Annotated in this window: 14 protein-coding genes; 8 read left to right on the top strand and 6 right to left on the bottom strand. The window is 67.0% G+C overall.

The genetic code is table 11. The features are described from left to right. Nucleotides 1–9: 9 nt before the first annotated feature. A complete protein-coding gene (gene ilvB / locus GW587_RS02500) occupies nucleotides 10–1,794 on the bottom strand; it encodes a biosynthetic-type acetolactate synthase large subunit (protein WP_166099085.1) in 1,785 nt (594 codons plus the stop codon). A gap of 260 nt (nucleotides 1,795–2,054) precedes the next feature. Here ilvB and GW587_RS02495 point away from each other — a divergent pair, with 260 nt between their 5' ends. Then, the gene (locus tag GW587_RS02495; RefSeq protein ID WP_166098117.1) at nucleotides 2,055–2,999 is read left to right on the top strand and encodes an alpha/beta fold hydrolase; all 945 of its coding nucleotides are present in this window, start codon (nucleotides 2,055–2,057) and stop codon (nucleotides 2,997–2,999) included. 21 nt (nucleotides 3,000–3,020) lie between these two features. Here GW587_RS02495 and GW587_RS02490 read toward each other — a convergent pair whose 3' ends face one another. Then, nucleotides 3,021–4,976 carry a phosphatase PAP2 family protein gene (locus tag GW587_RS02490; RefSeq protein WP_166098115.1) on the bottom strand — a complete coding sequence of 652 codons (1,956 nt, stop codon included), beginning with the start codon at nucleotides 4,974–4,976 and terminating at the stop codon, nucleotides 3,021–3,023. Between the two features lie 235 nt (nucleotides 4,977–5,211). On the opposite strand from GW587_RS02490, the gene GW587_RS02485 reads away from it, so the two are divergent. The 6 genes from GW587_RS02485 (at nucleotide 5,212) to GW587_RS02460 (ending at nucleotide 14,226) form a co-directional block, all read left to right on the top strand. Continuing rightward, the gene (locus GW587_RS02485; RefSeq protein WP_166098113.1) at nucleotides 5,212–5,682 is read left to right on the top strand and encodes a (2Fe-2S)-binding protein; all 471 of its coding nucleotides are present in this window, start codon (nucleotides 5,212–5,214) and stop codon (nucleotides 5,680–5,682) included. 1 nt (nucleotide 5,683) lies between these two features. Then, nucleotides 5,684–7,852, top strand: a complete 2,169-nt coding sequence (locus tag GW587_RS02480; protein ID WP_166098111.1) for a xanthine dehydrogenase family protein molybdopterin-binding subunit — start codon at nucleotides 5,684–5,686, stop codon at nucleotides 7,850–7,852. A gap of 49 nt (nucleotides 7,853–7,901) precedes the next feature. Beyond that, a complete protein-coding gene (locus GW587_RS02475; protein WP_166098109.1) occupies nucleotides 7,902–8,252 on the top strand; it encodes a hypothetical protein in 351 nt (116 codons plus the stop codon). A gap of 76 nt (nucleotides 8,253–8,328) precedes the next feature. Next, nucleotides 8,329–9,693 carry a TolC family protein gene (locus tag GW587_RS02470; RefSeq protein ID WP_166098107.1) on the top strand — a complete coding sequence of 455 codons (1,365 nt, stop codon included), beginning with the start codon at nucleotides 8,329–8,331 and terminating at the stop codon, nucleotides 9,691–9,693. Further along, nucleotides 9,686–11,065 (top strand): efflux RND transporter periplasmic adaptor subunit, encoded by a 1,380-nt coding sequence (locus tag GW587_RS02465; protein ID WP_166098105.1) that lies wholly within the window; start codon nucleotides 9,686–9,688, stop codon nucleotides 11,063–11,065. Before GW587_RS02470 ends, GW587_RS02465 begins: the two co-directional genes overlap by 8 nt. A gap of 14 nt (nucleotides 11,066–11,079) precedes the next feature. Continuing rightward, complete coding sequence (locus GW587_RS02460) at nucleotides 11,080–14,226, top strand: efflux RND transporter permease subunit (protein ID WP_166098103.1); 3,147 nt, start codon at nucleotides 11,080–11,082, stop codon at nucleotides 14,224–14,226. A 94-nt stretch (nucleotides 14,227–14,320) separates the two neighbouring features. On the opposite strand, the gene GW587_RS02455 is transcribed toward GW587_RS02460, so the two are convergent. From GW587_RS02455 to GW587_RS02440, 4 genes are all read right to left on the bottom strand, one after another. After that, the gene (locus tag GW587_RS02455) at nucleotides 14,321–16,381 is read right to left on the bottom strand and encodes a glycoside hydrolase family 97 protein (RefSeq protein ID WP_371875533.1); all 2,061 of its coding nucleotides are present in this window, start codon (nucleotides 16,379–16,381) and stop codon (nucleotides 14,321–14,323) included. Nucleotides 16,382–16,391: 10 nt separating this feature from the next. Further along, nucleotides 16,392–17,900, bottom strand: a complete 1,509-nt coding sequence (locus GW587_RS02450) for a tryptophan halogenase family protein (protein WP_166098100.1) — start codon at nucleotides 17,898–17,900, stop codon at nucleotides 16,392–16,394. Then, nucleotides 17,900–19,264 (bottom strand): alpha-amylase family glycosyl hydrolase, encoded by a 1,365-nt coding sequence (locus tag GW587_RS02445; RefSeq protein WP_166098098.1) that lies wholly within the window; start codon nucleotides 19,262–19,264, stop codon nucleotides 17,900–17,902. Before GW587_RS02445 ends, GW587_RS02450 begins: the two co-directional genes overlap by 1 nt. Nucleotides 19,265–19,326: 62 nt before the next feature. Next, the gene (locus GW587_RS02440; protein WP_166098096.1) at nucleotides 19,327–22,149 is read right to left on the bottom strand and encodes a TonB-dependent receptor; all 2,823 of its coding nucleotides are present in this window, start codon (nucleotides 22,147–22,149) and stop codon (nucleotides 19,327–19,329) included. A gap of 225 nt (nucleotides 22,150–22,374) precedes the next feature. Between GW587_RS02440 and GW587_RS02435 the strand changes: the two genes are divergently transcribed. Continuing rightward, nucleotides 22,375–23,040 (top strand): response regulator transcription factor, encoded by a 666-nt coding sequence (locus GW587_RS02435; protein ID WP_308495366.1) that lies wholly within the window; start codon nucleotides 22,375–22,377, stop codon nucleotides 23,038–23,040. The last annotated feature ends 4 nt before the right edge of the window (nucleotides 23,041–23,044 follow it).

Below are 23,044 nucleotides of genomic sequence, written 5' to 3'. Positions count from 1 at the left end.
TTCGCCTTGTCAGAAAAGATCCGGCATGCCGTGTTCGTACGCCACGGGTGCGCTGCGCGGCGTGATGTAGTCGCCGGTGACCATGCCGCTGTAGGTCTGGCCCGGACCGACCATCGGATAGACGTCCGCCGCCTCATCGATCATCACCTCCAGAAACGCCGGCCCATCGAACGCGACGAACTTGCGCAACATCGCCTCCAGTTCGGCCGGCCGTTCGACCCGCCGTGCGAACTCGAAGCCATCGGCCTTGGCCGCCAGCACGAAGTCCTTGCGGTGCAAGGACTTGTCGCTGACGCACATGCGGTCATTGAAGAACAAGCGCTGCCACTGGCGGATCATGCCGTCGCCACGATTATTCATCACCAGCACCTTGACCGGCACGCCGTAAGTGGTCGCGGTCTCCAGATCGCCGATGTTCATGCGGATGCTGCCGTCGCCATCGATATCGATGACCAGCTTGTCCGGGCAAGCCAGCTGCGCGCCGATCGCCGCCGGCAGGCCGAAGCCCATGGTGCCCATGCTGCCCGACGTCAGCAGGCTGCGCGGATGGCGGAACCTGAAATACTGCGCCACCCACATCTGATGCTGGCCGACGCCGGTGGTGATGATGGCGTCGCCGCCGGTGACCAGACTGAGTTTCTCAACCAGATCCTGCGGCTGGATGGCCGCGCCGGCGCGGTTGAAGTTCATCGCGTGCACCCGCTTCAATTGCGCGATCTCCGCCAGCCAGCCTTCGCTGTCGTAAGCCTGCGGCCCGAACGCCATCAAGCGCCGCAAGGCGCTGGCCGCATCGCTGACCAGCGTCCAATCGGCCTTCTTGACCTTGCCGATTTCCACCGCGTCGATATCGATGTGCGCGACATAGCGCGCCTTCGGCGCAAACGCCTGCGGCTTGGCCGCGACCCGGTCATCGAAGCGCGCGCCGACGGCGATCAGCAAATCGCAGTCCTCGACCGCATAGTTGGCGTACGCCGTGCCGTGCATGCCGAGCATGCCCAACGCCAGCGGATGACCGGCCGGCATCGCGGTCAAGCCCATCAAGGTCATCACCACCGGAATCCGATAAGTCTCGGCGAACGCCAGCAGCTCGGCGCTGGCGCGGCCCGACACCACGCCGCCGCCGACATACAACAACGGCCGCTTGCTGGCGCCGAGCCGCTCGAAGAACTTCCTGCGCTTGGCGTCGCTCATCGCCGATCCTTCGGCAATGGCGCGCAACCGCTCCGAGTAGCCACGGAACTGCAGGCTGCCGCTGCCCTGGTAGCGGCCGACCCAGTTCTGGATGTCCTTGGGGATGTCGACCACCACCGGACCGGGGCGGCCAGTGCGCGCGATTTCGAACGCCGCGCGCAGCGTGGCTTCGAGCTTCTCCGGATCGGTGATCAGGAACACCTGCTTGGCGCAGGCCGACATGATGTTGAACACCGGCGCCTCCTGGAAGGCGTCGGTGCCGACCGAGGCGCGCGGCACCTGGCCGCAGATCAGCACCACCGGCACCGAATCGCCGCTGCAATCGGCGATCGGCGTGACCGCGTTGGTGGCGCCCGGCCCCGAGGTGACCATGAACACGCCGACCTTGCCGCTGGCGCGGGCGTAGCCGGCGGCCATGAAGCCGGCCGCCTGTTCGTTGGCCGGCACGATCAGCTTGATCTGCCGTTGCGGCGTGTCGCGCTGGCTCTCATTGAAGCGGAACACCGCGTCATAGGTCGGCAGGATCGCGCCGCCGCTGTAGCCGAACACGGTGTCGACGCCTTCGTCGGCGAGCACGCGCAGGATGATGTCGGCGCCGGACATCGTCGGCCCCGCGTCGGCGCGCGGGTGGGACTGGTTGCTGGTCATATCGGATTCCTCTGTTGGGGAGCGGGACCGATTCAGTATCTGTGCGCGGCGGCGGGAAGGGAACCGTCGCCTGCTTCGCATCGGGGACAATCGGCATCGATTTCGGGACATGGCCGGACGGTGCCCTGAAAAAATCCTTGACGCCGGCGGCCGGGGTTTGTAGTATTAGTGCATCTACCGATAGATAGACAAACTCACCGAACCAAGGACCCATCATGAAATTCGCATCCACCGTACGCAGCCTGGCCTTCGCGGCCGCCGCCGGCTGGCTGGCGTTGTCGGCCCCGGCGCAAGCCGTCGCCGCCCCGCAAGCCTCGATCACCCACCAGACCGCGCCGACGCAATACGTCGACGCCGCCGGCGTCAAGCTGGCCTACCGCCGCTTCGGCAAGCCGGGCGGCGTGCCGCTGGTGATGTTCCAGCACTTCGTCGGCAATATGGACAGCTGGGATCCGAAGATCACCGACGGCTTCGCCCGCGAGCGCGAGGTGATCCTGTTCGACAACGCCGGCGTCGCCGCATCGCAGGGCGAGGTGCCGGCCACGGTCGAAGGCATGGCCGGCCACGCCATCGCGCTGATCGACGCGCTCAACGTCAAGCAGGCCGACCTGCTCGGCTTCTCGCTGGGCAGCCTGGTGGCGCAGCAGGTGGCGTTGCAGCGGCCGGACCTGGCGCGCCGCGTCATCCTCGTCGGCAGCGGCCCGCGCGGCGGCGAAGGCATGGCCTCGCTGACGCCGGAGTTCCTCGACATGCTAAAGAAGCCGCACGATCCGGCCGACGAGTTGTTGCTGGACGTGTTCTTCACCCCGTCCGCCGCCAGCCAGCAGGCCGGCCGCGCCTTCCTGAGCCGCCTGCGCGCGCGCCAGACGCAGCGCGATCCGGACGTCAACGACAAGGTCGCGCCGGCGCAGATCGCCGCCTTCGCCGCCTGGGGCGCACCGCGCGCCGACGCCGCCGCCTATCTGAAGCAGATCCGCCAGCCGGTGCTGGTGATCAGCGGCAGCCGCGACCTGGTGCACTACACGGTCAACTCGTTCACCTTGCAGCAGAACCTGCCGAACGCGCAGCTGATCATCTACCCGGATTCCAACCACGGCGCGATCTACCAGTACCCGGACCTGTTCCTGGCCCAGGCGCGCCTGTTCCTCAACCAACCGTAAGCGCGCCCCGCCTTGGTTGCCTCAGCCGCCGATGGTCAGCGACAAGCCGGTGGCGCTGTAGACCGGCGTGACATTGGCATAACCATCCACCGTGATGGTGACGAACTTGCCTTTCAGGCTGCCGGCGCTGAGCACGACGATGCTGTCGCCCGCCTTCGGCTTGTAGCCGTTGGCGAACTTGACCCGCAGCGTGCCGCCGGCGATGGTCGCGGCGCCGGCCACCGTCATGCTGCCCTGACCGCCGGCGGCGCCGATGTCCAGCTCCAGCGTGGTGGCGCCGCTCAGCTGCGTGTACTTGCCCGCCACCTTCAGCGGCGCCGGCGCATTGGCGATCAAGGTACCGCCGCTGACGTAAACATCGCCCGCGCCGAACGCGGTGGCCGAATCGCCCTGCAGCACGCCGGCGCTCAATTCGGTGCCGCCGCTCCAGCTGTTGGCGCCGGCCAGCCTCAAGGTGCCGCTGCCCTGCTTGACCAGCTTGCCGCTACCGACGATGTCGTTGCGCCAGCGGTCCAGCGCATGGAAACCGCCCTTGGCCGCATCCATCACCAGCACCACGTTGCCGTTGAAAGCACCGTAACCGTCGGCCGCCGCGAACAGGTTGAGCCGGCCCCAGCCCTCCGCATCGTCCATCACCGGATAACCGGACGGCAGCGCGGTGGTCTTCAGCACCACCCGGCGCTGCGCATCGCTGAGGTAGGGCTGCCGCGTCTCCAGCAACACCTCGGCGCCCTTCGGCACCACGGCGGCGGCGCCGACCGCCCCGATCGGCGCGAAGCCGTAGGTGCTGCGGCGCAGGTAGTTGGCCTTGTTGACCGCATAGTCGGCGAAGCGGTCGTTGGCCGGCGTGCCCGATTGCGCATAGGCGGCGAAGCTGTCGGCGTTGGTGCCGGTGGCCGCCATCAGCGTCGCATGCGCCTGCGTCACGGCGGCGGCCTTCTTGGCGGCGTTCGCGGCGTCGGCCAGGTTGGCGGCGGCGCTGGCCTGGCCGAGGATGCGACCGCTCAGCACATCGAGCGGCGAGTGCATGCCGGCCAGGATGCGCGATTCGCCCAGCTCCAGGCCGCGCGCCAGCAGTTCCTGGTAGCGCTCCGGCAGCGCGTACGCCATCGCCACCGCATCGCGCGTCGCCTCGGCCGAGTGGCCGCTGGTGAAGCCGCCGTCGGTGGCCGGAGTGGTGCTCTTGGCCGGCACCAAGGTCGGCAGCAGCTGCACCGCCGCGCTCCAGCGGTACGGACGCGCGTATTTGTAGAAGCGCTTGGCCGGCTCGGTCGAGGCGTTGTTGCCGACCAGGTTGACCAGATCGACCACGCTGCCGAAGCCCGCGTTGGCGCTGCCGGCGACGCCGGTGTTGTTGCCGCCGTCGTTGTACAGCACGCTGACCGCGTCGGCCGCCACCGCGTTGATGGTGGTGGTCTGCTGCGCGGCCGCGCGCCAGGCAGCGGTCAGCGGGCCCAGACCCTCGGTCACGCTGTAGCCCTTGCCGCGCCGGTCATCGAGATAGGCCTGCGTGGCCTGCGCCGCGCTGCGGTTGGCGGTGGCCTGGACCACGTAGTCGATGTTGGCCGCGTGCACGGCGGCGTTGACGATGGTGCCGTCCGGCTTGCCGTCGTTCGGCACCCCGGTCCAGGTCGAGGCGACCACGGCCGGGAAGCCGTCCAGCGCCGGCGCGGGGGAGCCGGCGTCGACCAGCTCGGTCAACGGCTTCCACACCGCCAGGAAGCCGCCGAGGATGCGCACCCCGGCGTTGGTGGCCAAGGTGGCGTAGCGGGCGTCGCCGCGCTGATTGCTGGCGATGGTGTCGACGAAGGCGGTGGCGCTCGGCACGGCGGCCACTTCGGCCGCGCCCTGGTCGGCCGGCGCCGCCGGCGGCACTAGCGGCTGGTTGTCGGCGCTGTCGGTGTTGGAGCCGCAGGCGCTCAGTGCGAGCGCGATGCTGACGGCGATGACGAGGGGGCGCGATGGAACGAAATGCATGAGGGGATCCGTGGGTGGTTGGGCAAGTGGCCACAGGGTAGTGAGCCGATGTGACCGGGGCGTTACACGGATGCCCTGGCAGCGCTTCCAGCGCAAAATAAATAGTATCGAGGATTTGCAACTATTGGTTGTTTCTGTATCACCTTAGACCAATGTTCTCTGGCGTACATATATGGCTATAGTTGCACATTGCCCAGCACGGGCTGGTTGCGTTAGTCGATAGGGAGAGTCATACATGATCAAATTACAAGTCAATGGCAAGGCGCGGGAGTTCGATGTGCCGGGCGACATGCCCCTGCTGTGGGTGCTGCGCGACGAGGCGCACATGACCGGCACCAAGTTCGGCTGCGGCATGGCGCTGTGCGGCGCCTGCACCGTCCACGTCGACGGCGAGCCGACCCGCTCCTGCGTGCTGCCGGTGTCGGCGGTCGCCGGCAAGAAGATCACCACCATCGAAGGCGTCGGCGCCACCCCGGCCGGCAAGGCGACGCAACAGGCATGGCTGGCGGCCGAGGTGGTCCAGTGCGGCTACTGTCAGTCGGGCCAGATCATGTCCGCCGCCGCGCTGCTGGCCAAGAACCGGAAGCCGACCGACGCCGAGATCGACGACGCCATGGCCGGCAACATCTGCCGCTGCGGCACCTACACCCGCATCCGCGAGGCGATCAAGGATGCCGCCAAATCGCCTTTGCTGAAAGGAGCCTGAGATGAACGCTCCTGACATCGCCGGCCGCCGCGGCTTCCTCAAAGTGGCCGCCGCCGCCGGCGGCAGCCTGATGGTCGGCTTCTGGACCCTGCCCGGCGAGGCGCTGGCCGCCACCGCCGCCGCCAAGGCCGGCGCGACCGCCCCGGCCGACCTGAACGCCTTCATCGCCATCGGCGCCGACGACTCGATCACGCTGACCATGCCCAAGGTCGAGATGGGCCAGGGCGTCTACACCTCGGTGCCGATGCTGATCGCCGAGGAGCTGGAGGTCGACATGGACAAGATCGTGCTGCGCCACGCGCCGCCCGACGCCAAGGTCTACGGCGCGCCGTTCGGCGACCAGTTCACCGGCGGCTCGCTGACCATCCGCACCGTCTACGAGCCGATGCGCCAGACCGGCGCCGCCGCGCGCATGGTGCTGATCCAGGCCGCCGCCGACCAATGGCAGGTCGCGCCGGACAGCTGCCACGCCGAACACGGCGAAGTGGTGCACGCCGCCAGCGGCCGCCGCGTCAAGTACGGCAAGCTGGTGGCCGCCGCCGCCAGGCTGCCGGCGCCGGAAAAGATCACGCTCAAGGACGCCAAGGACTTCAAGCTGATCGGCAAACCGCTCAAGCGCCTCGACGCCAAGGGCAAGACCGACGGCACGGCGATGTTCGGCATCGACGCCCAGTCCAAGGGCCTGAAGGTGGCGGTGGTGGCGGCCAGCCCGGTGGTCGGCGGCAAGCTCAAATCGGTCGACGACGCCAAGGCGCGCAAGCTGCGCGGCGTGCGCCAGGTGGTCAAGCTGGACAATGCGGTGGCGGTGGTGGCGGATAACTACTGGTACGCCAAGCAAGGCCTGGCGGCGCTGGACATCGTCTGGGACGAGGGCCAATACGCCAAGCTGTCCACCGACGACGTGCGCACCACCATGCTGGCCGCGCTGAAGAAACCGGGCAAGGTGGCGCGCAACGACGGCGACGCCCTGAAGGCCATCGCCGCCGACGCCAAGCGCATCGAAGCCACCTACGTCAATCCGATGCTGGCCCACGCCACCATGGAGCCGATGAACTGCACGGTGCACGTCAAGGGCGACGGCACGGCGGAGATCTGGACCGGCTCGCAGGTGCCGGCCCGCGCCCGCGATGACGCGGCCAAGGTGCTCGGCCTGGCGCCGGAGAAGGTCACGCTGCACAACCATCTGCTGGGCGGCGGCTTCGGGCGCCGGCTGTACACCGACTACGTGACCCAGGCAGCCGCCATCGCCAGGCAGGTCAAGGGGCCGGTCAAGCTGGTGTGGAGCCGCGAGGAGGACATCCAGCACGGCCTGTTCCGCGGCCTGTACGCGCACTCGGTGTCGGCCTCGGTCGACGCGGCCGGCAAGCCGGTGGCGTTCTCGCACAAGATCGCCGGGCCGTCGAACCTGGCGATTTTCGCGCCGGGCTGGCTGAAGGATGGGCTGGACGGCGACAACGTCGAAGGCTCGGAGAACTTCGCCTACGATATCCCCAACATGCGCACCGAGTATACGCGTGAAGACGGCCCGGTGCCGACCGCGTTCTGGCGCGGCGTCGGCCCGACCCGCAACATGGCGGTGCTGGAAAGCTTCATGGACGAACTGGCGCTGCACGCCGGCCAGGATCCGCTGGCCTACCGGCTGTCGCTGCTGTCCAAGGAGCCGCGCGCGGCGAATGTGCTGAAGCTCGCGGCGCAGAAAGCCGGCTGGGGCGAGAAGCTGCCGCCGCGTTCCGGTCGCGGCATCGCGCTGATGCGGGCCTGGGGCACCTACCTGGCGCAGGTGGTCGACGTCAGCGTCAACGACGATGGCGAGGTGGCGGTCAAGCGCGTGGTCTGCGCGGTCGATTGCGGCCAGGTGGTCAATCCGGACACCGTCGCGGCGCAGATCCAGAGCGGCATCAACTACGGGCTGACGGCGGGGCTGTTCGGCGCCATCACGGTCAAGGATGGCCGGGTGGAGCAGAGCAACTTCCACGACTACCGCATCCTGCGCATCAACGAGGCGCCGAAGATCGAGGTGGAGATCGTCAAGAGCGCCGAGGCGCCGGGCGGCATCGGCGAGCCGGGGACGGCGGGCGTCGGTGCGGCGCTGACCAACGCGGTGTTCGCCGCCACCGGCGTGCGGGTGCGCGAGCTGCCGCTGCGTCCGGAGTTGCTGAAGAAGGCGTAAATTCGCGCCACGGCGCGCATGGTCGGCGGCGGGCTGCTACAATGGCCCGGTGAAAAAGCTCTTGCTCATCCTGCTGCTGACGATTTTGCCGATCCAGTACTCCTGGTCGATGGCGGCCGTCTATTGCCAGCATGAGTCGTCCAAGGTGTCGCACTTCGGTCACCATGGCCATCAGCACCAGGCGCTGTCCGACGAGGATGGCGACTATGGCGGCAAGCCCGCCAAGAAGGCGCACGGCGACTGCGAAGTCTGTCACCACGCGGTGCAGGCTTCGGTGCCGGCCGCCGAAGCGCCATTGATGGTGGCCGGCACGCGCACCTACGCCGCGCCGCCGGCGTCGCAATACCTGTCGCATATCTCCGAAGGGCCGCCCCGGCCCAATTGGTCGCTCGTCGCTTAACGCGGCGGGGCCCATACCTATCTTCCTTTAAGTTCGAGCCTCGTCGGATTCTTTTCCCTATTGTTCGGAGAATTCGATGTTCAAGTATATTTTGCCGCTATGCGTAGCGGCATGGCCTGCCTATGGGCGAGCCGAAATCGAGCCGGCCGCGCCGTTGACGCTGCCGGCCGCGCTGGCGCTGGCCGCCGGCGCCAACCCGGAGCTGTCGGCCGCGCGCCATGAAGTGCAGGCGGTGGACGGCGCGGTGCTGCAGGCCGGTCTGCTGCCCAATCCTTCCTTGTCCGTGGAGCGCGTCGACACCCGGCGCGATACGCGCGAAACCACGCTGTTACTAAGCCAGCCGCTGGAGCTGGGCGGCAAGCGCGCGGCGCGGCTGCAGGCGGCCGAGCGCGGGCGCGACAGCGCCACGGCGGAGCTGGCGCTGAAGCGGGCGCAGGTCCGGGCCGACGTCATCGCCGCATACTTCGCGGTGCTGGCGGCGCAAGAGCATCTGCGGCTGGCGCGCGAGGCCGACGAGCTGGCGCAACGCGCGGCGGCGGCGACGGCGCGGCGTGTGGTGGCCGGCAAGGTGTCGCCGGTCGAGGAGACGCGGGCGAGGGTGGCCGCGTCCTCGGTGCAATTGGAGGCGATGCGCGCCGCCAGCACTCTGACGACAGCGCGCAAGCGCTTGGCCGGCTTGTGGGGCAACGCCGCGCCGCGCTTCGAGCGGGCGGAGGGCGCGATGGACGTGCTGCCCACGGCTTCCGCGCTGGGCAAGCTGGGCATGCCGGGCATGCCGGGCGCTCAGGGAGCTCAGGGCGCGCATGGAGCTCAGGGAACTTTGGGCGTTCAGGGCGCTCTGGGTGCTCAGGGCGTAGCGGGTATGCCGGGCGCGCTGGCGGATCCGGCGAATCGCGCGGCGCTACGGGACCGCTTGTCGCGCTCGCCGGCAATGGCGTTGGCGCGCTCGCAACTGGGGCGCTCGCAGGCGCTGGCGCAGGTGGAGTTGTCGCGCCGCGCGCCGGATCTGACGCTCAATGTCGGCAGCAAGCGCTCCGAGGAATTGGGACGTACGCAGGCGGTGTTTGGCGTATCGGTGCCGCTGCCTTTCTTTGATCGCAACCAGGGCAATGTGCTGGAGTCGGCGCGTCGCGTCGACAAAGCGCGCGACGAGCTGGCGGCGACCACGCTGCGGCTGGACGCCGAGTTGTCGCAAGCCTGCGAAGAGTTCGATCTGGCGCGCCGCCAGGCGCAAGCGCTGCGCGACGACATCCTGCCCGGAGCGCAAAGCGCCTACGACGCCGCCAGTACCGGCTTCGAATACGGCAAGTTCGGCTTCCTCGACGTGCTCGACGCGCAGCGCACCCTGCTGCAAGCGAAATCCCAATATCTGAACACCCTGGCGGAGGCGCACCGCGCCATGGCCGCCATCGACCGCATACTCGGAGTAGAAAATGACTAAGAAACAAACCATCGCCATCGCCGTCATGGCGGCGGTCGGCGCGCTGCTGGCCGTCCTGATGCTGCTGCCGAAGCGCGAAGCCGGCGAGCACGCCGACGCCGACCACGCGGACGCCGGCCACGCCGACGCAACGCAAGCCGTCAACGCCGACGCCGACCACGCCGGCGCCTCGGGTCACGGTCACGCCGCCGCAACGCATGCCGCCAGCCCCGACGCCGCAGGCCCAGCCACTGGCGGCGAGGCTGATGCCGGCCATGCTGGCGCCGCCCATGCCGGCGCCGCCGGCCACGCCGACGCAGTTAGCGCCGGTGCCGCCGGCCGACCCGCCGCCGCCCAACCGGAAATGATCAAGCTGGACGACGCGCAGGTGAAAGCCGCCGGCATCGTGCTGGCCACCGCCGCCCCGGCGAAGATCGGCACCGCGATCACGCTACCGGGCGAAATCCGCTTCAACGAAGACCGCACCGCACACGTCGTGCCCAAGCTATCCGGCGTCGTGGTCAGCGTCAGCGCCGAACTCGGAGAGAACGTCAAACAAGGCCAAGTGCTGGCGGTGGTCGCCAGCAGCGGCCTCTCCGACCAGCGCAGCGAACTGCTGTCGGCACAACGCCGGCTGGCGCTGGCCAACACCACCTTCGAACGCGAACGCCGCCTGTGGCAAGACAAAATCTCCGCCGAACAAGACTACCTGCAAGCCAAACAAGCAGTCAACGAAGCCGAGATCGCAGTGCAGAACGCGCGCCAAAAACTCAACGCCTACGGCGCCCGCCCCGGCACCGAAGGCGGCCAACTGAACCGCCTCGAACTGCGCGCCCCCTTCAGCGGCGTAGTGATGGAAAAGCACCTCGCACTGGGCGAAGCGGTCAAGGAAGACGCCAACGTCTTCACCATCTCCGACCTGTCCTCGGTATGGGCCGAACTGGCCGTACCACCGCGCGACCTGAACCGTGTGCGCGTCGGCGAAATGGTGGTGGTGCGCGCCGCCGCCTTCGACGTCAAGGCCGACGGCAAGATCACCTACGTCGGCTCGCTGCTGGGCGAACAAACCCGCACTGCCAAGGCGCGCGTCGCACTGGCCAACCCCGACCGCGCCTGGCGCCCCGGCCTGTTCGTCAACGTCGAAGTGCAAGCCGGCCAAGCCGACGTCGCCGTCACCGTCGCCGCCAACGCGCTGCAAACGGTCGAAGACAAACCAACCCTGTTCATCAAGACCCCGAGCGGCTTCGAAGTGCGCCACGTCGCCACCGGCCGCAGCGACGGCCGCCTGACCGAAGTGACGCAAGGCCTGAAAGCCGGCGAACGCTACGCCGTCGCCAACAGCTTCGTCCTCAAGGCGGAGCTGGGCAAAGGCAGCACCGAACATGAACATTGATGCGGGAGATAACCATGTTTGATCGCATCATCCACTTCGCCATCCAGCAGCGCTGGCTGGTCATGCTGATCGTCGCCGCGATGGCGGCGCTCGGCGCCTACAGCTATCAACAGCTGCCGATCGACGCCGTACCGGACATCACCAACGTCCAGGTGCAGGTCAATACCGCCGCACCGGGCTACTCGCCGCTGGAGACCGAACAGCGCGTCACCTTCCCGCTGGAGACGGTGATGGCCGGCCTGCCCAACCTCGAGCAGACCCGCTCCCTGTCGCGCTACGGACTGTCGCAGATCACCGTGGTGTTCAAGGACGGCACCGACCTGTTCTTCGCGCGCCAGCTGGTCAACGAACGAATGCAGCAAGCGCGCTCGGAACTGCCGGACGGCGTCACGCCCGCGCTCGGACCGGTGTCGACCGGCCTGGGCGAAATCTACCTGTGGACGGTGGAGGCCAAGCCCGGCGCCAAGAAAGTCGACGGCACGCCCTACACCCCGATCGACCTGCGCGAAATCCAGGACTGGATCATCAAGCCGCAACTGCGCAACGTCGCCGGCGTGGCGGAGATCAACTCCATCGGCGGCTACGCCAAGGAATTCCAGGTGGCGCCCGATCCGGGCCGGCTGGCGTCGCACGGGCTGGCGCTGGCCGACATCGTCACCGCGCTGGACCGCAACAACGGCAACGCCGGCGCCGGCTACATCGAAAAACGCGGCGAACAACTGCTGGTGCGCGCGCCGGGACAGGTCAAGTCGCTGGACGACATCCGCAACGTCATCCTCGGCAACGTCGACGGCGTCCCGGTGCGGATCCAGGACGTCGCCGACGTCGACATCGGCCGCGAACTGCGCACCGGCGCCGCCACCGAGAACGGCGAAGAAGTGGTGCTCGGGACGGTGTTCATGCTGGTCGGGCAGAACAGCCGCGCCGTCGCGCTGGCGGTGGACAAGAAGATGGTCGCCATCAACCGCACCTTGCCGGCCGGCGTGCAGGCGGTGACGGTGTACGACCGCACCGCGCTGGTCGACAAAGCCATCGCCACCGTCAAGCGCAACCTGCTCGAAGGCGCGGTGCTGGTGATCGCGGTGCTGTTCCTCTTCCTCGGCAACCTGCGCGCCGCGCTGATCACCGCGATGGTGATCCCGCTGGCGATGCTGTTCACCTTCACCGGCATGGTCTCGTACAAGGTCAGCGCCAATCTGCTGAGCCTCGGCGCGCTGGACTTCGGCATCATCATCGATGGCGCGGTGGTCATCGTCGAGAACTGCGTGCGGCGGCTGGCGCACGCCCAGGCCCGGCTCGGCCGGCCATTGACGCGCGCCGAACGCTTCGACGAAGTATTCGCGGCGGCCGGCGAAGCGCGTCGGCCGCTGCTGTTCGGCCAATTGATCATCATGGCGGTGTACCTGCCGATCTTCGCGCTGACCGGCGTCGAAGGCCGCATGTTCCACCCGATGGCGCTGACCGTCGTGATGGCGCTGGCCGGCGCGATGATCCTGTCGATCACCTTCATCCCGGCGGCGGTGGCGCTGTTCATCGGCGAACGGGTGGTGGAGAAGGAGCATCCGCGCATCACCGCCTGGTACGCGAAGGTGCTGGAGCGGGTGCTGGCCAATTCCCCGGTGGTGCTGAGCTTCGCCGGCATCGCGGTGGCGCTATCGCTGCTGCTGGCGACGCGCATGGGCAGCGAGTTCGTGCCCAGCCTGAACGAAGGCGACATCGCGATCCAGACCTTGCGCATTCCCGGCACCGGCCTGGCGCAATCGGTCGAGATGCAGAAACAGATCGAGCTGGCGCTGAAGCGCAAGTTCCCCGAGATCGAACGCGTGTTTGCCCGCATCGGCACGGCGGAAATCGCCTCCGACCCGATGCCGCCGAATATCTCGGACGGCTACATCATGCTCAAGCCGGAAGCCGATTGGCCCAAGCCAAGAAAGTCGCGCGACGCGCTGCTGGCGCAGATCCAGCAGGAAGTGGAGCGCCTGCCCGGCAATGCGTACGAGTTCTCCCAGCCGATCCAGCTGCGCTTCAACGAGCTGATATCCGGTGTGCGCAGCGACGTCGCGGTCAAGCTGTTCGGCGACGACATGGACGTTATGAACGACACGGCGGCGCGCATCGCCGCCATGCTGAACACGGTGGAGGGCGCGGCGGAGGTCAAGGTCGAGCAGACCAGCGGCCTGCCGATGCTGACCGTCGACATCGATCGCAGCAAGACCGCGCGCTATGGCCTCAACGTGGGCGACGTGCAGGAGACCATCGCCACGGCGGTGGGCGGCAAGCAAGCCGGCGCCATGTTCGAAGGCGACCGGCGCTTCGACATCGTGGTGCGGTTGCCGGAGACGATGCGCAACGACCTCGACGCGCTGGCGCGCCTGCCGGTACCGCTGCCGCGCGGGGCGGGTGCCGGCGCCGGCGCCGGCGGCGTCAACTTCATCCCGCTGGGCGAAGTGGCGACATTCAGCATCGCACCGGGCCCGAACCAGGTCAGTCGCGAAGACGGCAAGCGGCGCGTGGTCATCAGCGCCAACGTGCGCGGACGCGATATCGGCTCGTTCGTCGCCGAAGCCGAAGAGCGCCTGCAAAAAGTCACGATCCCGCCGGGCTACTGGACCACGTGGGGCGGCCAGTTCGAACAACTGCAATCGGCGTCGCGGCGCTTGCAGATCGTGGTGCCGGCCGCGCTGTTGCTGGTGATGGTGCTGCTGTTCGCGATGTTCGGCAATCTGAAGGACGGACTGCTGGTATTCAGCGGCATCCCGTTCGCGCTAACCGGCGGCATCGCCGCGCTGGCGCTGCGCGGCATCCCGCTATCGATATCGGCGGCGGTAGGCTTCATCGCACTGTCGGGGGTAGCGGTGCTGAATGGCTTGGTGCTGATCTCCTTCATCCGCAAGTTGCGCGAAGAAGGCCGAACGGTGGAACAAGCGATCCGCGAAGGCGCGCTGGGCCGCTTGCGTCCGGTGCTGATGACAGCCCTGGTGGCATCGCTGGGCTTCATCCCGATGGCGATCGCCACCGGCACCGGCGCCGAAGTCCAGCGCCCTCTGGCAACGGTGGTCATCGGCGGCATCCTCTCCTCGACCGCCCTGACGCTGCTGGTGCTGCCACTACTCTACCGCCTGCTCTACAGTGCCGACATTCGGACACGAGCTGCGCCATAGCCCCCCCATGGTGTCAGTGCCGACATTCAGACACGAGCTGCGCCGTACAACGATAAGGCCGGGCTCGTGTCCAAATGTCGGCACTGACACCTGGCTATTTGGTTGGGGTCAGGCGGATCGCTTGGCCGCCGCCGGGGGCGAGTTTGAGTTGCAAGGTGGTCTTGGCGGTGACTTCCTGCTTCTCGATGACGATGTCGAAGCGGTGGCTGGTGCGGTAGTCGGCCTGGTCGCCGTCGCGGTAGATCTCGGCGGTGTAGCGCTTGCCGGGATCGAGGAAGGTAAGCGGCAACGGCAGTGTGCGCGCCGCGCCGTCGGTCACCGAGCCGATATACCAGTCGTCCGAGCGCCGGTCCTTGCGCGCGATGGTCGCATATTCGCCCATCGCGCCGTTGATCACCCGCGTGTCGGACCAATCGGTCGGCACGTCCTTGATGAACTTGAACGGACCCGGATACTTTTCATAGTTCTCGATCAGGTCCGCCGCCATCACGATCGGTGAGTAGATCACCACGAAGCTGGCCAGCTGCTTGGCCTGCGTCGAGTTGATCGGCTTGCCCTTGACGCCTTCCAGGCTCAGGATCCCCGGCGTGTAGTCCATCGGTCCGCTCAGCATGCGCGTGAAGATCAGATTCACTTCGTGATCGACGCTGTTGATCGGATTGCCCCACGCGTTGTACTCCATGCCGCGCGCACCCTCGCGCGACACCCAGTTCGGATAGGTACGGCGCAAGCCGGTATCCTTGATCGGTTCGTGCGTGTCGATCGCCAGCTTGTAGCGCGCCGCCTCGGTCACCGCCTTCAGATAATGCCGCGAGCCCTCCTGCGAATCGGTATAGGCGAAATGCGTCGAGCCGTCCGGTCCCGCGAACAGCGCGGTGCCGGCGTCGGTCACGTAGCCGGACTTGATGCTGTCGACGCCGACTTTGGCGTACAACTGGTAGCCGGCGTCCATCTGCTTCTCGTAGCGCGCCACGTTGCCGCCGGTTTCATGGTGACCGATCAGGCGCACGCCCTTGCCGATGGCGTAGGCGCTCAGGCCCGGCAGATCGAAGTCGGGATACGACTCGGTGAAACTGAACGACGATCCGCTGCCCGACCAGTTGCCGTCCCAGCCCAGGTTCCAGCCTTCGACCAGCACGCCCCGGAAGCCGTTCTTCGCCGCGAAGTCGATGTATCGCCTGGTGTTGGCCGTGGTCGCGCCATGTTTGGCGCCGGAGCCCCAGCTGCTTTTCTCCAGATGCATCTCCCACCATACGCCGACGAACTTCGACGGATGAACCCACGACACATCGCCCAGCTTATTCGGTTCGTTCAGGTTCAGCACCAGGTCCGACATGTACAAGCCGCCGGCGCTGTCGGCGATCTGCATGGTGCGCCACGGCGTGGTGAACGCGCCCTGCCGCACCACCGGCGCGCCGGTGGCCGACGGCGTCAGATGCGCGCGCAGCTTCTGCCCCTCGACCTTGCGCAGCCACATCGACGCGTAATCGACCAGCGCCGCCTCGTGGAAGGCGATGTGCGTGCCGTCTTGGGTGCGGATAGTCATCGGCGTGTTCGCCATGCCCACTTCGCTCAGCGGCGATTTGTGCGTCGCGTACTCCAGCGCCGCCGTCTCGCCGGCCTGCTGCCACCACGCGGTGGCCGGCGGCGCAACCACGAACTCGGTCAGCTCGTCCGCGATGCGGGTTTCCTTCAGCTGCGGCTGATCCGGAATCTCGTAGCGGAAGCCGACGCCGTCGTCGAACACCCGGAACACCAGCGCCATGCGGCGGTTCTGCAATTCCTTCTGCACCAGCTCCAGCCGCAGCTCCTTGTAGTGGTTGCGCACGTAGCGGCGTTCGCCCCACGGTTGTTCCCAGGTGTCGTCATGTTCGCTGACGGACTGCTTGTCCAGCGTGAAGCCGTTGTCGAGCTGCGGTGCGTTGGCCAGCACGAAACCCAGACGCGACGGCGCGATCAGCGGCTTACCGCGCCGCTGGATCGCGTAGGCCAGCTTGCCGCCGGCGCCCAGCTGCACTTCGACGCTGATGGCGCGGTCGGGCGAGCTGACGCTGGCCAGCACTTCATCGGCCCAGGCGGCGCCGGAGCCGGCGCAGGCGGCCAGCAGCATGCAGGCGGCGGAGATCCGGCGGATGTTGACGGTATTGATTTGCACTGGTGATTCCTTATCTGGATGCGCAGCGCGCCGCGATGTAGGCGGCGTGCGACGGCATCTGGTTGACGCATGATCCAACCACCGAGGCGATGTCGCCCAGGTACTCGGTGATTTCTTTTTCATCCAGCAGGTCGGCCAGCGGATGGTGGCCGGCGGCCTGGACGCGCTGGCCGTGCAGCACCTGCAGCCAGCCGACTTCGGCGAACAGCTCGTTGTCGACGCGGACGATGCGCCCGCGCGAGCGGTACAAGTCCAGCTTGGCGCGCAGCGTGTCCGGGATTTCCATGGTGCGGCAGTAGTCCCAGAACGGCGTGTCGTCGCGCTCCGTTGCGTGATAGTGCAGGATCAGGAAGTCGCGGATGCGCTCCACTTCGAAATCGCACTGGCGATTGAACTCGGCGATGTCCGCAGCCTGGAAGCCCTTGTCGGGGAAGAAGGTCAGCAGCCGGGCGATGGTCGACTGGATCAGGTGGATGCTGGTCGATTCCAGCGGCTCCATGAAGCCGGATGACAGCCCGACCGCCACCACGTTCTTGTTCCACACCTTCTTGCGCTTGCCGGTGGCGAAGCGCAGCAGCTTCGGTTCGGCCAGCGCGCGGCCGTCCAGATTAGACATCAGGATGCCGGCCGCCTCGTCGTCGCTCATGTGCTTCGACGAGTACACATGGCCATTGCCGGTGCGGTGCTGCAGGCCGATGCGCCACTGCCAGCCGGCGGGCCGCGCCGTGGCGCGGGTGTACGGCGCGAGGTCGCCGCCGGCCAGCTCGCACGGCACCGCATACGCCCGGTCGCACGGCAGCCAATGGCCCCAATCCTCGAAGCCGGTGTGCAGCGCCTGTTCGATCAGCAGGCCACGGAAACCGGAACAATCGATGAACAAATCGCCGCCCACCAGATCGCCGTTTTCCATCCGCACCGCCTCGACATGCCCGTCCGAGCCGCGCAGCAGCGTATCGACCACCTTGCCCTCGATGCGGCGCACGCCATTGGCTTCGCTGTACTTGCGCAGGTAGCGCGCATACAGGCCGGCGTCGAGATGGAAGGCGTGCACGATGTCGCGCAGCGGCGAATTGCCGTGCGAACGGTCGGCGCGCATGAATTTGTTGGCCTTGGCCGCCATGCGGTTGATCGAATAGTGCTCGATGTCCGGCGCCTTGCCCGCCTGGTGCATGCGCAGCCAGTATTGGTAGAACGGCAGCGTCGCCAGATCCTGGCCGAAGATGCCGAAGCCGTGCATATAGCTGTCGCCGATGCGGCCCCAGTCGCGGAACTCGATGCCCAGCTTGAAGGTGGCCTGCGTCTCGCGCATGAACTCATCTTCGTCGATGCCCAGCACCGTGTTGAACAACTTGATCATCGGGATGGTCGACTCGCCGACGCCGACGGTGCCGATATCCTCCGACTCCACCAGCGTGATCCTCACCTTGCCGCCCAGGACGCGCGACAGGGCCGCCGCCGTCATCCAGCCGGCGGTGCCGCCGCCGACGATCACCACGCTGTTGATGTTTTGCTGTTCCATTATTCCGTCCCCACCAGGATCCTGTAGCTCCACGGCGCCATCTCGAAGCGGCTGCCTTCCCCGACGCGCACCGTTTCGCCGCTGCCGAAATCGCGGTAGACGCCGAAATGCAGATCGTCGCTGAAGCCGGCCTGCACCGGCTTCGCGCTCAGGTTGAATACGGCGAACACCTTGTCCTTGGCGTTGCGCCGCACGAAACTGAAGACCTGCTTCGGCGCGCTGTTCGGCACCTGCTCCATGGTCGCGCCCCATTCGCCGTTCCACAGCGCCGTATTCCGCTTCTTCAAGGCCAGCAGATTTTTATACAGCGCCTCGTACGGCGATGGCTGCCACTGTATCGCATCGCGCTCGAAGAAGGCCAGCCGCTTGCGGTTGCCGGCCTCCTGGCCGTTGTAAATCATCGGCATGCCCTCGCTGACGAAGGAGAACACGATCGCCGCGTCCACCGCCGGACCGAAGATCTCGAACTCGGTACCGTCCCACGCGTTCTTGTCGTGATTGGTGGTGTACAGCATGCGGTAGGCCTGCTTCGGATAGAACTTCTGGTTCCACGCGTAGTAGGTGTACAGCGAGGTGGCGTCGGCCTTGCCTTCGGTGACCGCGCGCAGGCCGTCCCACCAGGTCCAGGCGTAGCTGGCGTCGAAGGCCACCGCGTGCATGTCGCGGCTCTCCCACTCGGCCAGCATGAACACCGGCTTGATGGCGCGCAGCTGGCGGCTGGCGTGGTCCCAGAAGTCCTGCGGAATCAGGCCGGCGGCGTCGGCGCGGTAGCCGTCGACGCCGGCCTCGCGCACCCAGTAGGCCATCGCCTCCGTCATGTAGCGGCGCAGGCCGGGCTGGGCGTAATCGAGATCGATGATGTCGTCCCAGTCGAACCACGGCGTCGGATGCGGCTGGCCCTTGCGGTTCTTCTCGTACCACTCCGGATGGCTGGTGCGCAGCACGTTGTCCCAGGCGGTGTGGTTGCCGACCCAGTCGAGGATCACGTGCAGGCCCTGGCCGTGCGCGGCGGCGACGAAGTGCTTGAAGTCGTCCAGCGTGCCGAACTCCGGGTTGACCGCCATGAAGTCGCGCACCGCGTACGGGCTGCCCATGCTGCCCTTGCGCTTGACCTGGCCGATCGGGTGGATCGGCATCAGCCACAGGATGTCGACGCCGAGCGCCTTGAGGCGCGGCAGCTGCTGTTCGGCGGCGTGGAAGGTGCCCTCGGGCGTGAACTGGCGGGTGTTGATCTGGTAGATGCTGGCGTTGCGGGTCCACTCAGCGTGCTGGAACTGGACGTAGGGTTGCGGTTGATACGGATCGGCGGCGTGGGCGCAGGCGCCGGCGGCCAGCAGGGCCGCGAGGATGAAGGATTTGATCATGATGGACCGATAAAAAAAGCCGGATGCGCCGCGAGGGGGCGGCGCATCCGGTAAGCACGCGCTTAAAACTTGAAGTTCAGACCCGCCGTATAGGTCCGTCCGTACACCACCGTGTTGGTGATCTGGTTCGGGTCCGAGGTGTATTCGCGGAACGGCTCGTTGGTCCAGTTATGCCCTTGCAGGAATACCGAGACGCCCTTCAGCCAGCCGCGCTGGAACTCGTACGAGGCCTGCAGATCGACGATGGTCTCGCCCTTGATAAAGGTGAACTGCGAATCGCTGCGGTAGTCGAGGATCTGGCCGACGAAGCTGGAGCGGCGGTGCGCAGCCCACGCCAGTTGCAGGCCGTTGTTCTCGTAGTACAGACGCAGGCTGCTGACGTGCTTCGACAAGCCGGGCAGGCTGATGTCCGACACGGCGCCGTTGAACACCGGGCTGTTCTGCGGCGACACGAAGCCGCTGGTCGGCAGCCGCACCGAGCTGTCGGTGAACGAGTAGTTGGCCGCCGCGCCGAAGCCGTCGAGCCAATCGGTCGCCAGCGAGAACGGTACGTTGAGCGCGAACTCGTAGCCGTGCATATTGCCGCCCGAGCCATTCTGCGGCTTGGTCAGGAAGCCGACGGTCGAGCCGGCGAACGGGCCGGTGGTCGGCAGCGGCGTGTTGGCGCTGGTGTAGGGCTTGAAGTCGAACTGCTCCGGCGCGTTGATGATGTAGTTGTCCAGCTTCTTCATGAAGCCAGCGAAGCTGACATACCCCTTTTTGCCGAAGTATTTTTCATACGACAGGTCCAGCGAGCGCGCCTGGTAAGGCTTCAGCTCCGGATTGCCGGCGAAACCGCTCAGGGCCGGCGCCACCGAGGTCGCGTTCTGCACCGAGAAGTCCAAGCTGGCCTTCATGTTGTCCAGGTTGGCGCGCGAGATCTGCTTGCCGGCGCCGAGGCGCAGCTTTTGCTCGTGGCCCAGGTCGAACGCGATGTTCAGGCTCGGCAGCACATTGGTGTAGGAGGTGCCGCCGGTGCGCACGCTGTACGGGCAGGTTTCGACGGTGATGCCGGTGCAGTTCGCCAAGTCGACCTGGTTGCCGCTGGCCTCCTGCTTGGTGTTGACCACCTGCAGGCCGAAGTTGCCGCTGTACGGCAGCGACATCAGGCTGCCGTCGAGGTCGGCCATCGCATACGCGGTGGCGACCTTCTCTCCGACGGTCCAGTCGCGCGCCAGCACGGTCGAGTCGACCCAGCGGTTCAGTTCATAGATGCTGCCCAGCGTGCCGGTCGGGTCGAACGACGCCACCATGATGCCGGAGGCGCCGGCCTGTTCCACCGCCGTGCCCGGGATGGCGGCGCTGGCGTAGCCGTCGCTGCCCTTGACCGACAAGCGGCCTTCCTGCCCGGTGCGCGACTTGTCGCGCTTGGTGTAGTTGACGCCGAAATGGGTGCTGACCAGCGGACCCCAGTCCAGTTCGCGGTGCGCGGTCAGGCGCAGGCTCTTGACGGTGTCGTCGATGTTGGGCAGGCTGACGTAGCCGGCCTGCGGCGAGGTCGGTCCGCCGCCCCAGCCGTCGACGTCGGTCAGCACCGCCACGTTGCGGTTGGAGTAATCCAGGCTCGGCTTGTAGACCACGTTGGCGAAGTTGGTGCCGTTGAAGCCGCTGAAGGTGACCGAACCGAGCTGGCCGGCCGGCACGTTGCCCGGCTGGCCGGCGGTGGTTTCGTAGTTGGAGATGTTCTTTACACCGTGCGAGTACGACAGGTCGGCCTCGGCGCGCCATTTGTCGTCCAGCTTGAGTTCATTGTTCCAGCCGAACGAAGCCAGGCGGTCGGTGTTGGAGTACACGTGGTTGCGCACGTCGGCCTTGTAGTTGCTGATGGTGCCGCTGGTGGCGACGCCGTTGCTGACCACCGCGTTGGACAGCACGCCGATCGGATCGTACAGACCGGTGCTGCCGGCCACCGCGCCTTCGATACCGGTCTTCTTGGTGCTCTCGTCGCCGCGCGAGTAGAACACGTCGACGGTGGAGCGGAAGTTCTGGTTCGGCTTGTATTGCAGCGTCAGCGAGGCGCCGTCGCGGTCGTTCTTGCGGCGCGAGGTCTCGGCCAGGAAGCCGCTCGGCGCCTTGGCGGTGCCGCCTTCATACGGCATGTCGGTGGTGCCGCCGCCCCAGCTGTCGAACTTCAGCTCGCCGCCGTTGTCCTGCTTGAACTTGGTCAGACCAAGCGACAGGCCGATGGTGCGGTTGGCGAACTGGTCGACATAGGTGAAGGTGACGCGGTGGCCCGAGCCAATGTCGGAGCCGGAATCGAAGCCAATGCGCTCCTTGCGCGCGCTGGCGGCCAGCACTCGCTTGCCGAAGTCGAGCGGGCGCAGCGTGCGCAGGTCGATGGTCGAGGCCAGGCCCTGGCCCATCAGGCTGGCGTCCGGGGTCTTGTACACCAGCACCGAGCCGGTCAGCTCGGACGGGAACAGGTCGAACTCCGGGCTGCGGGCGTCGCTGGTGGACGCTTGCTCGCGGCCGTTGAGCAGCGAGCCGTTGAAGCTCGGCGACAGGCCGCGCACGCTGACGTCGGTGGCCTTGCCGTTGGTCTTGTTGCGCTGGGTGGTGACGCCGGACAGGCGCGAGATCGACTCGGCCACGGTGTTGTCGGGCAGCTTGCCGATGTCCTCGGCCGAAATGGCCTCGACGATGGAGCTCGAATTCTTCTTGATCGAGATCGCCTCCTCGATGCCGCGGCGGATGCCGGCCACGGTGACGACGGCGACGTCGGCCTCGGCCTTGGGTTTGGTTTCTGGCTTGCTGTCGTCGGCAGCGGCTTGTTGCGCCTGGGCGCTGTGGGCAAGCAGTAACAGCGCGCACGCGGCGGCCACCGGCTTGAGTCGGAACGGGGTCATGAGGTCTCCTGATTAATTATTATGATTGCCAATGAATGATGTAATAGAAGAAAAACAGGGTCAATTGCGGCGTGGCGCCGGCATAAAGGAAGCCTGAAGATTGGCCGCCAAGTGTCTGATTTCGCGCCGATTGCCGCCTGAAACCGGGCTGTGGCGTTTTTCCGACGCCGCCGTAATTCGACTACAAACGGCCTGCGCTGCTACACTGCCGTCATGAAAATACTGATGATCGAAGACGACCTGGCGATCGGCCGGGCGCTGCTGGCGGTGTTCCAGGACGAGGGCCACGCGGTGGTCTGGGTGCGCATGGCGGAGGGCGCGGTGGCGCGCATCCACGCCGAGGCGCCGGCCGGCCAGTTCGACGCGGTGCTGCTCGACCTCGGCCTGCCGGACGGCGACGGCGCCACGCTGCTGCGCGAGCTGCGGGCGCAGGGATTGGGGCTGCCGGTGCTGATCATGACCGCGCGCGACAGCCTGGAGGACCGGCTCAACGGCTTCAACGGCGGCGCCGACGATTACCTGATCAAACCGTTCGAGATCCCGGAACTGCTGGTGCGGCTGCGCGCCATCGTGCGCCGCAGCAGCGGCAATGTCGACGGGGTCGAAGCGCTGTGGCGCTCGGGCGAGCTGGTGCTCGACGAAAGCCGCATGCTGGTGACGCGCGCCGGCGCGGCGGTATCGCTGTCGCGCACCGAGTTCGCGCTGCTGCTGACGCTGATGAAGGAATCGGGCCGGGTGCTGACCCGCGCCGAGCTGGAGCAGGGCGTGCTGCCGCACAGCGAAGGACAGACCTTGGACGTGCACATCTCCAACCTGCGCAAGAAGATCGGCGACCGGGTGATCCGCACCGTGCGCGGGGTCGGCTACATGGTGCAGCGCGGCCATGAGTAACCGC

The organism is Duganella aceris, from assembly GCF_011090165.1.
In the GTDB taxonomy this organism is placed as follows: domain Bacteria; phylum Pseudomonadota; class Gammaproteobacteria; order Burkholderiales; family Burkholderiaceae_D; genus Rugamonas; species Rugamonas aceris.
This window is presented reverse-complemented; position numbering and strand designations above follow the sequence as displayed.

Excerpts from the sequence above, each read along its gene's own strand:
- ilvB (WP_166099085.1), bottom strand. The coding sequence starts at position 1,794 with ATGTCCGGCGCCGACATCATCCTGCGCGTGCTCGCCGACGAAGGCGTC.
- GW587_RS02495 (WP_166098117.1), top strand. The coding sequence starts at position 2,055 with ATGAAATTCGCATCCACCGTACGCAGCCTGGCCTTCGCGGCCGCCGCC.
- GW587_RS02490 (WP_166098115.1), bottom strand. The coding sequence starts at position 4,976 with ATGCATTTCGTTCCATCGCGCCCCCTCGTCATCGCCGTCAGCATCGCG.
- GW587_RS02485 (WP_166098113.1), top strand. The coding sequence starts at position 5,212 with ATGATCAAATTACAAGTCAATGGCAAGGCGCGGGAGTTCGATGTGCCG.
- GW587_RS02480 (WP_166098111.1), top strand. The coding sequence starts at position 5,684 with ATGAACGCTCCTGACATCGCCGGCCGCCGCGGCTTCCTCAAAGTGGCC.
- GW587_RS02470 (WP_166098107.1), top strand. The coding sequence starts at position 8,329 with ATGTTCAAGTATATTTTGCCGCTATGCGTAGCGGCATGGCCTGCCTAT.
- GW587_RS02465 (WP_166098105.1), top strand. The coding sequence starts at position 9,686 with ATGACTAAGAAACAAACCATCGCCATCGCCGTCATGGCGGCGGTCGGC.
- GW587_RS02460 (WP_166098103.1), top strand. The coding sequence starts at position 11,080 with ATGTTTGATCGCATCATCCACTTCGCCATCCAGCAGCGCTGGCTGGTC.
- GW587_RS02450 (WP_166098100.1), bottom strand. The coding sequence starts at position 17,900 with ATGGAACAGCAAAACATCAACAGCGTGGTGATCGTCGGCGGCGGCACC.
- GW587_RS02445 (WP_166098098.1), bottom strand. The coding sequence starts at position 19,264 with ATGATCAAATCCTTCATCCTCGCGGCCCTGCTGGCCGCCGGCGCCTGC.
- GW587_RS02440 (WP_166098096.1), bottom strand. The coding sequence starts at position 22,149 with ATGACCCCGTTCCGACTCAAGCCGGTGGCCGCCGCGTGCGCGCTGTTA.
- GW587_RS02435 (WP_308495366.1), top strand. The coding sequence starts at position 22,375 with ATGATCGAAGACGACCTGGCGATCGGCCGGGCGCTGCTGGCGGTGTTC.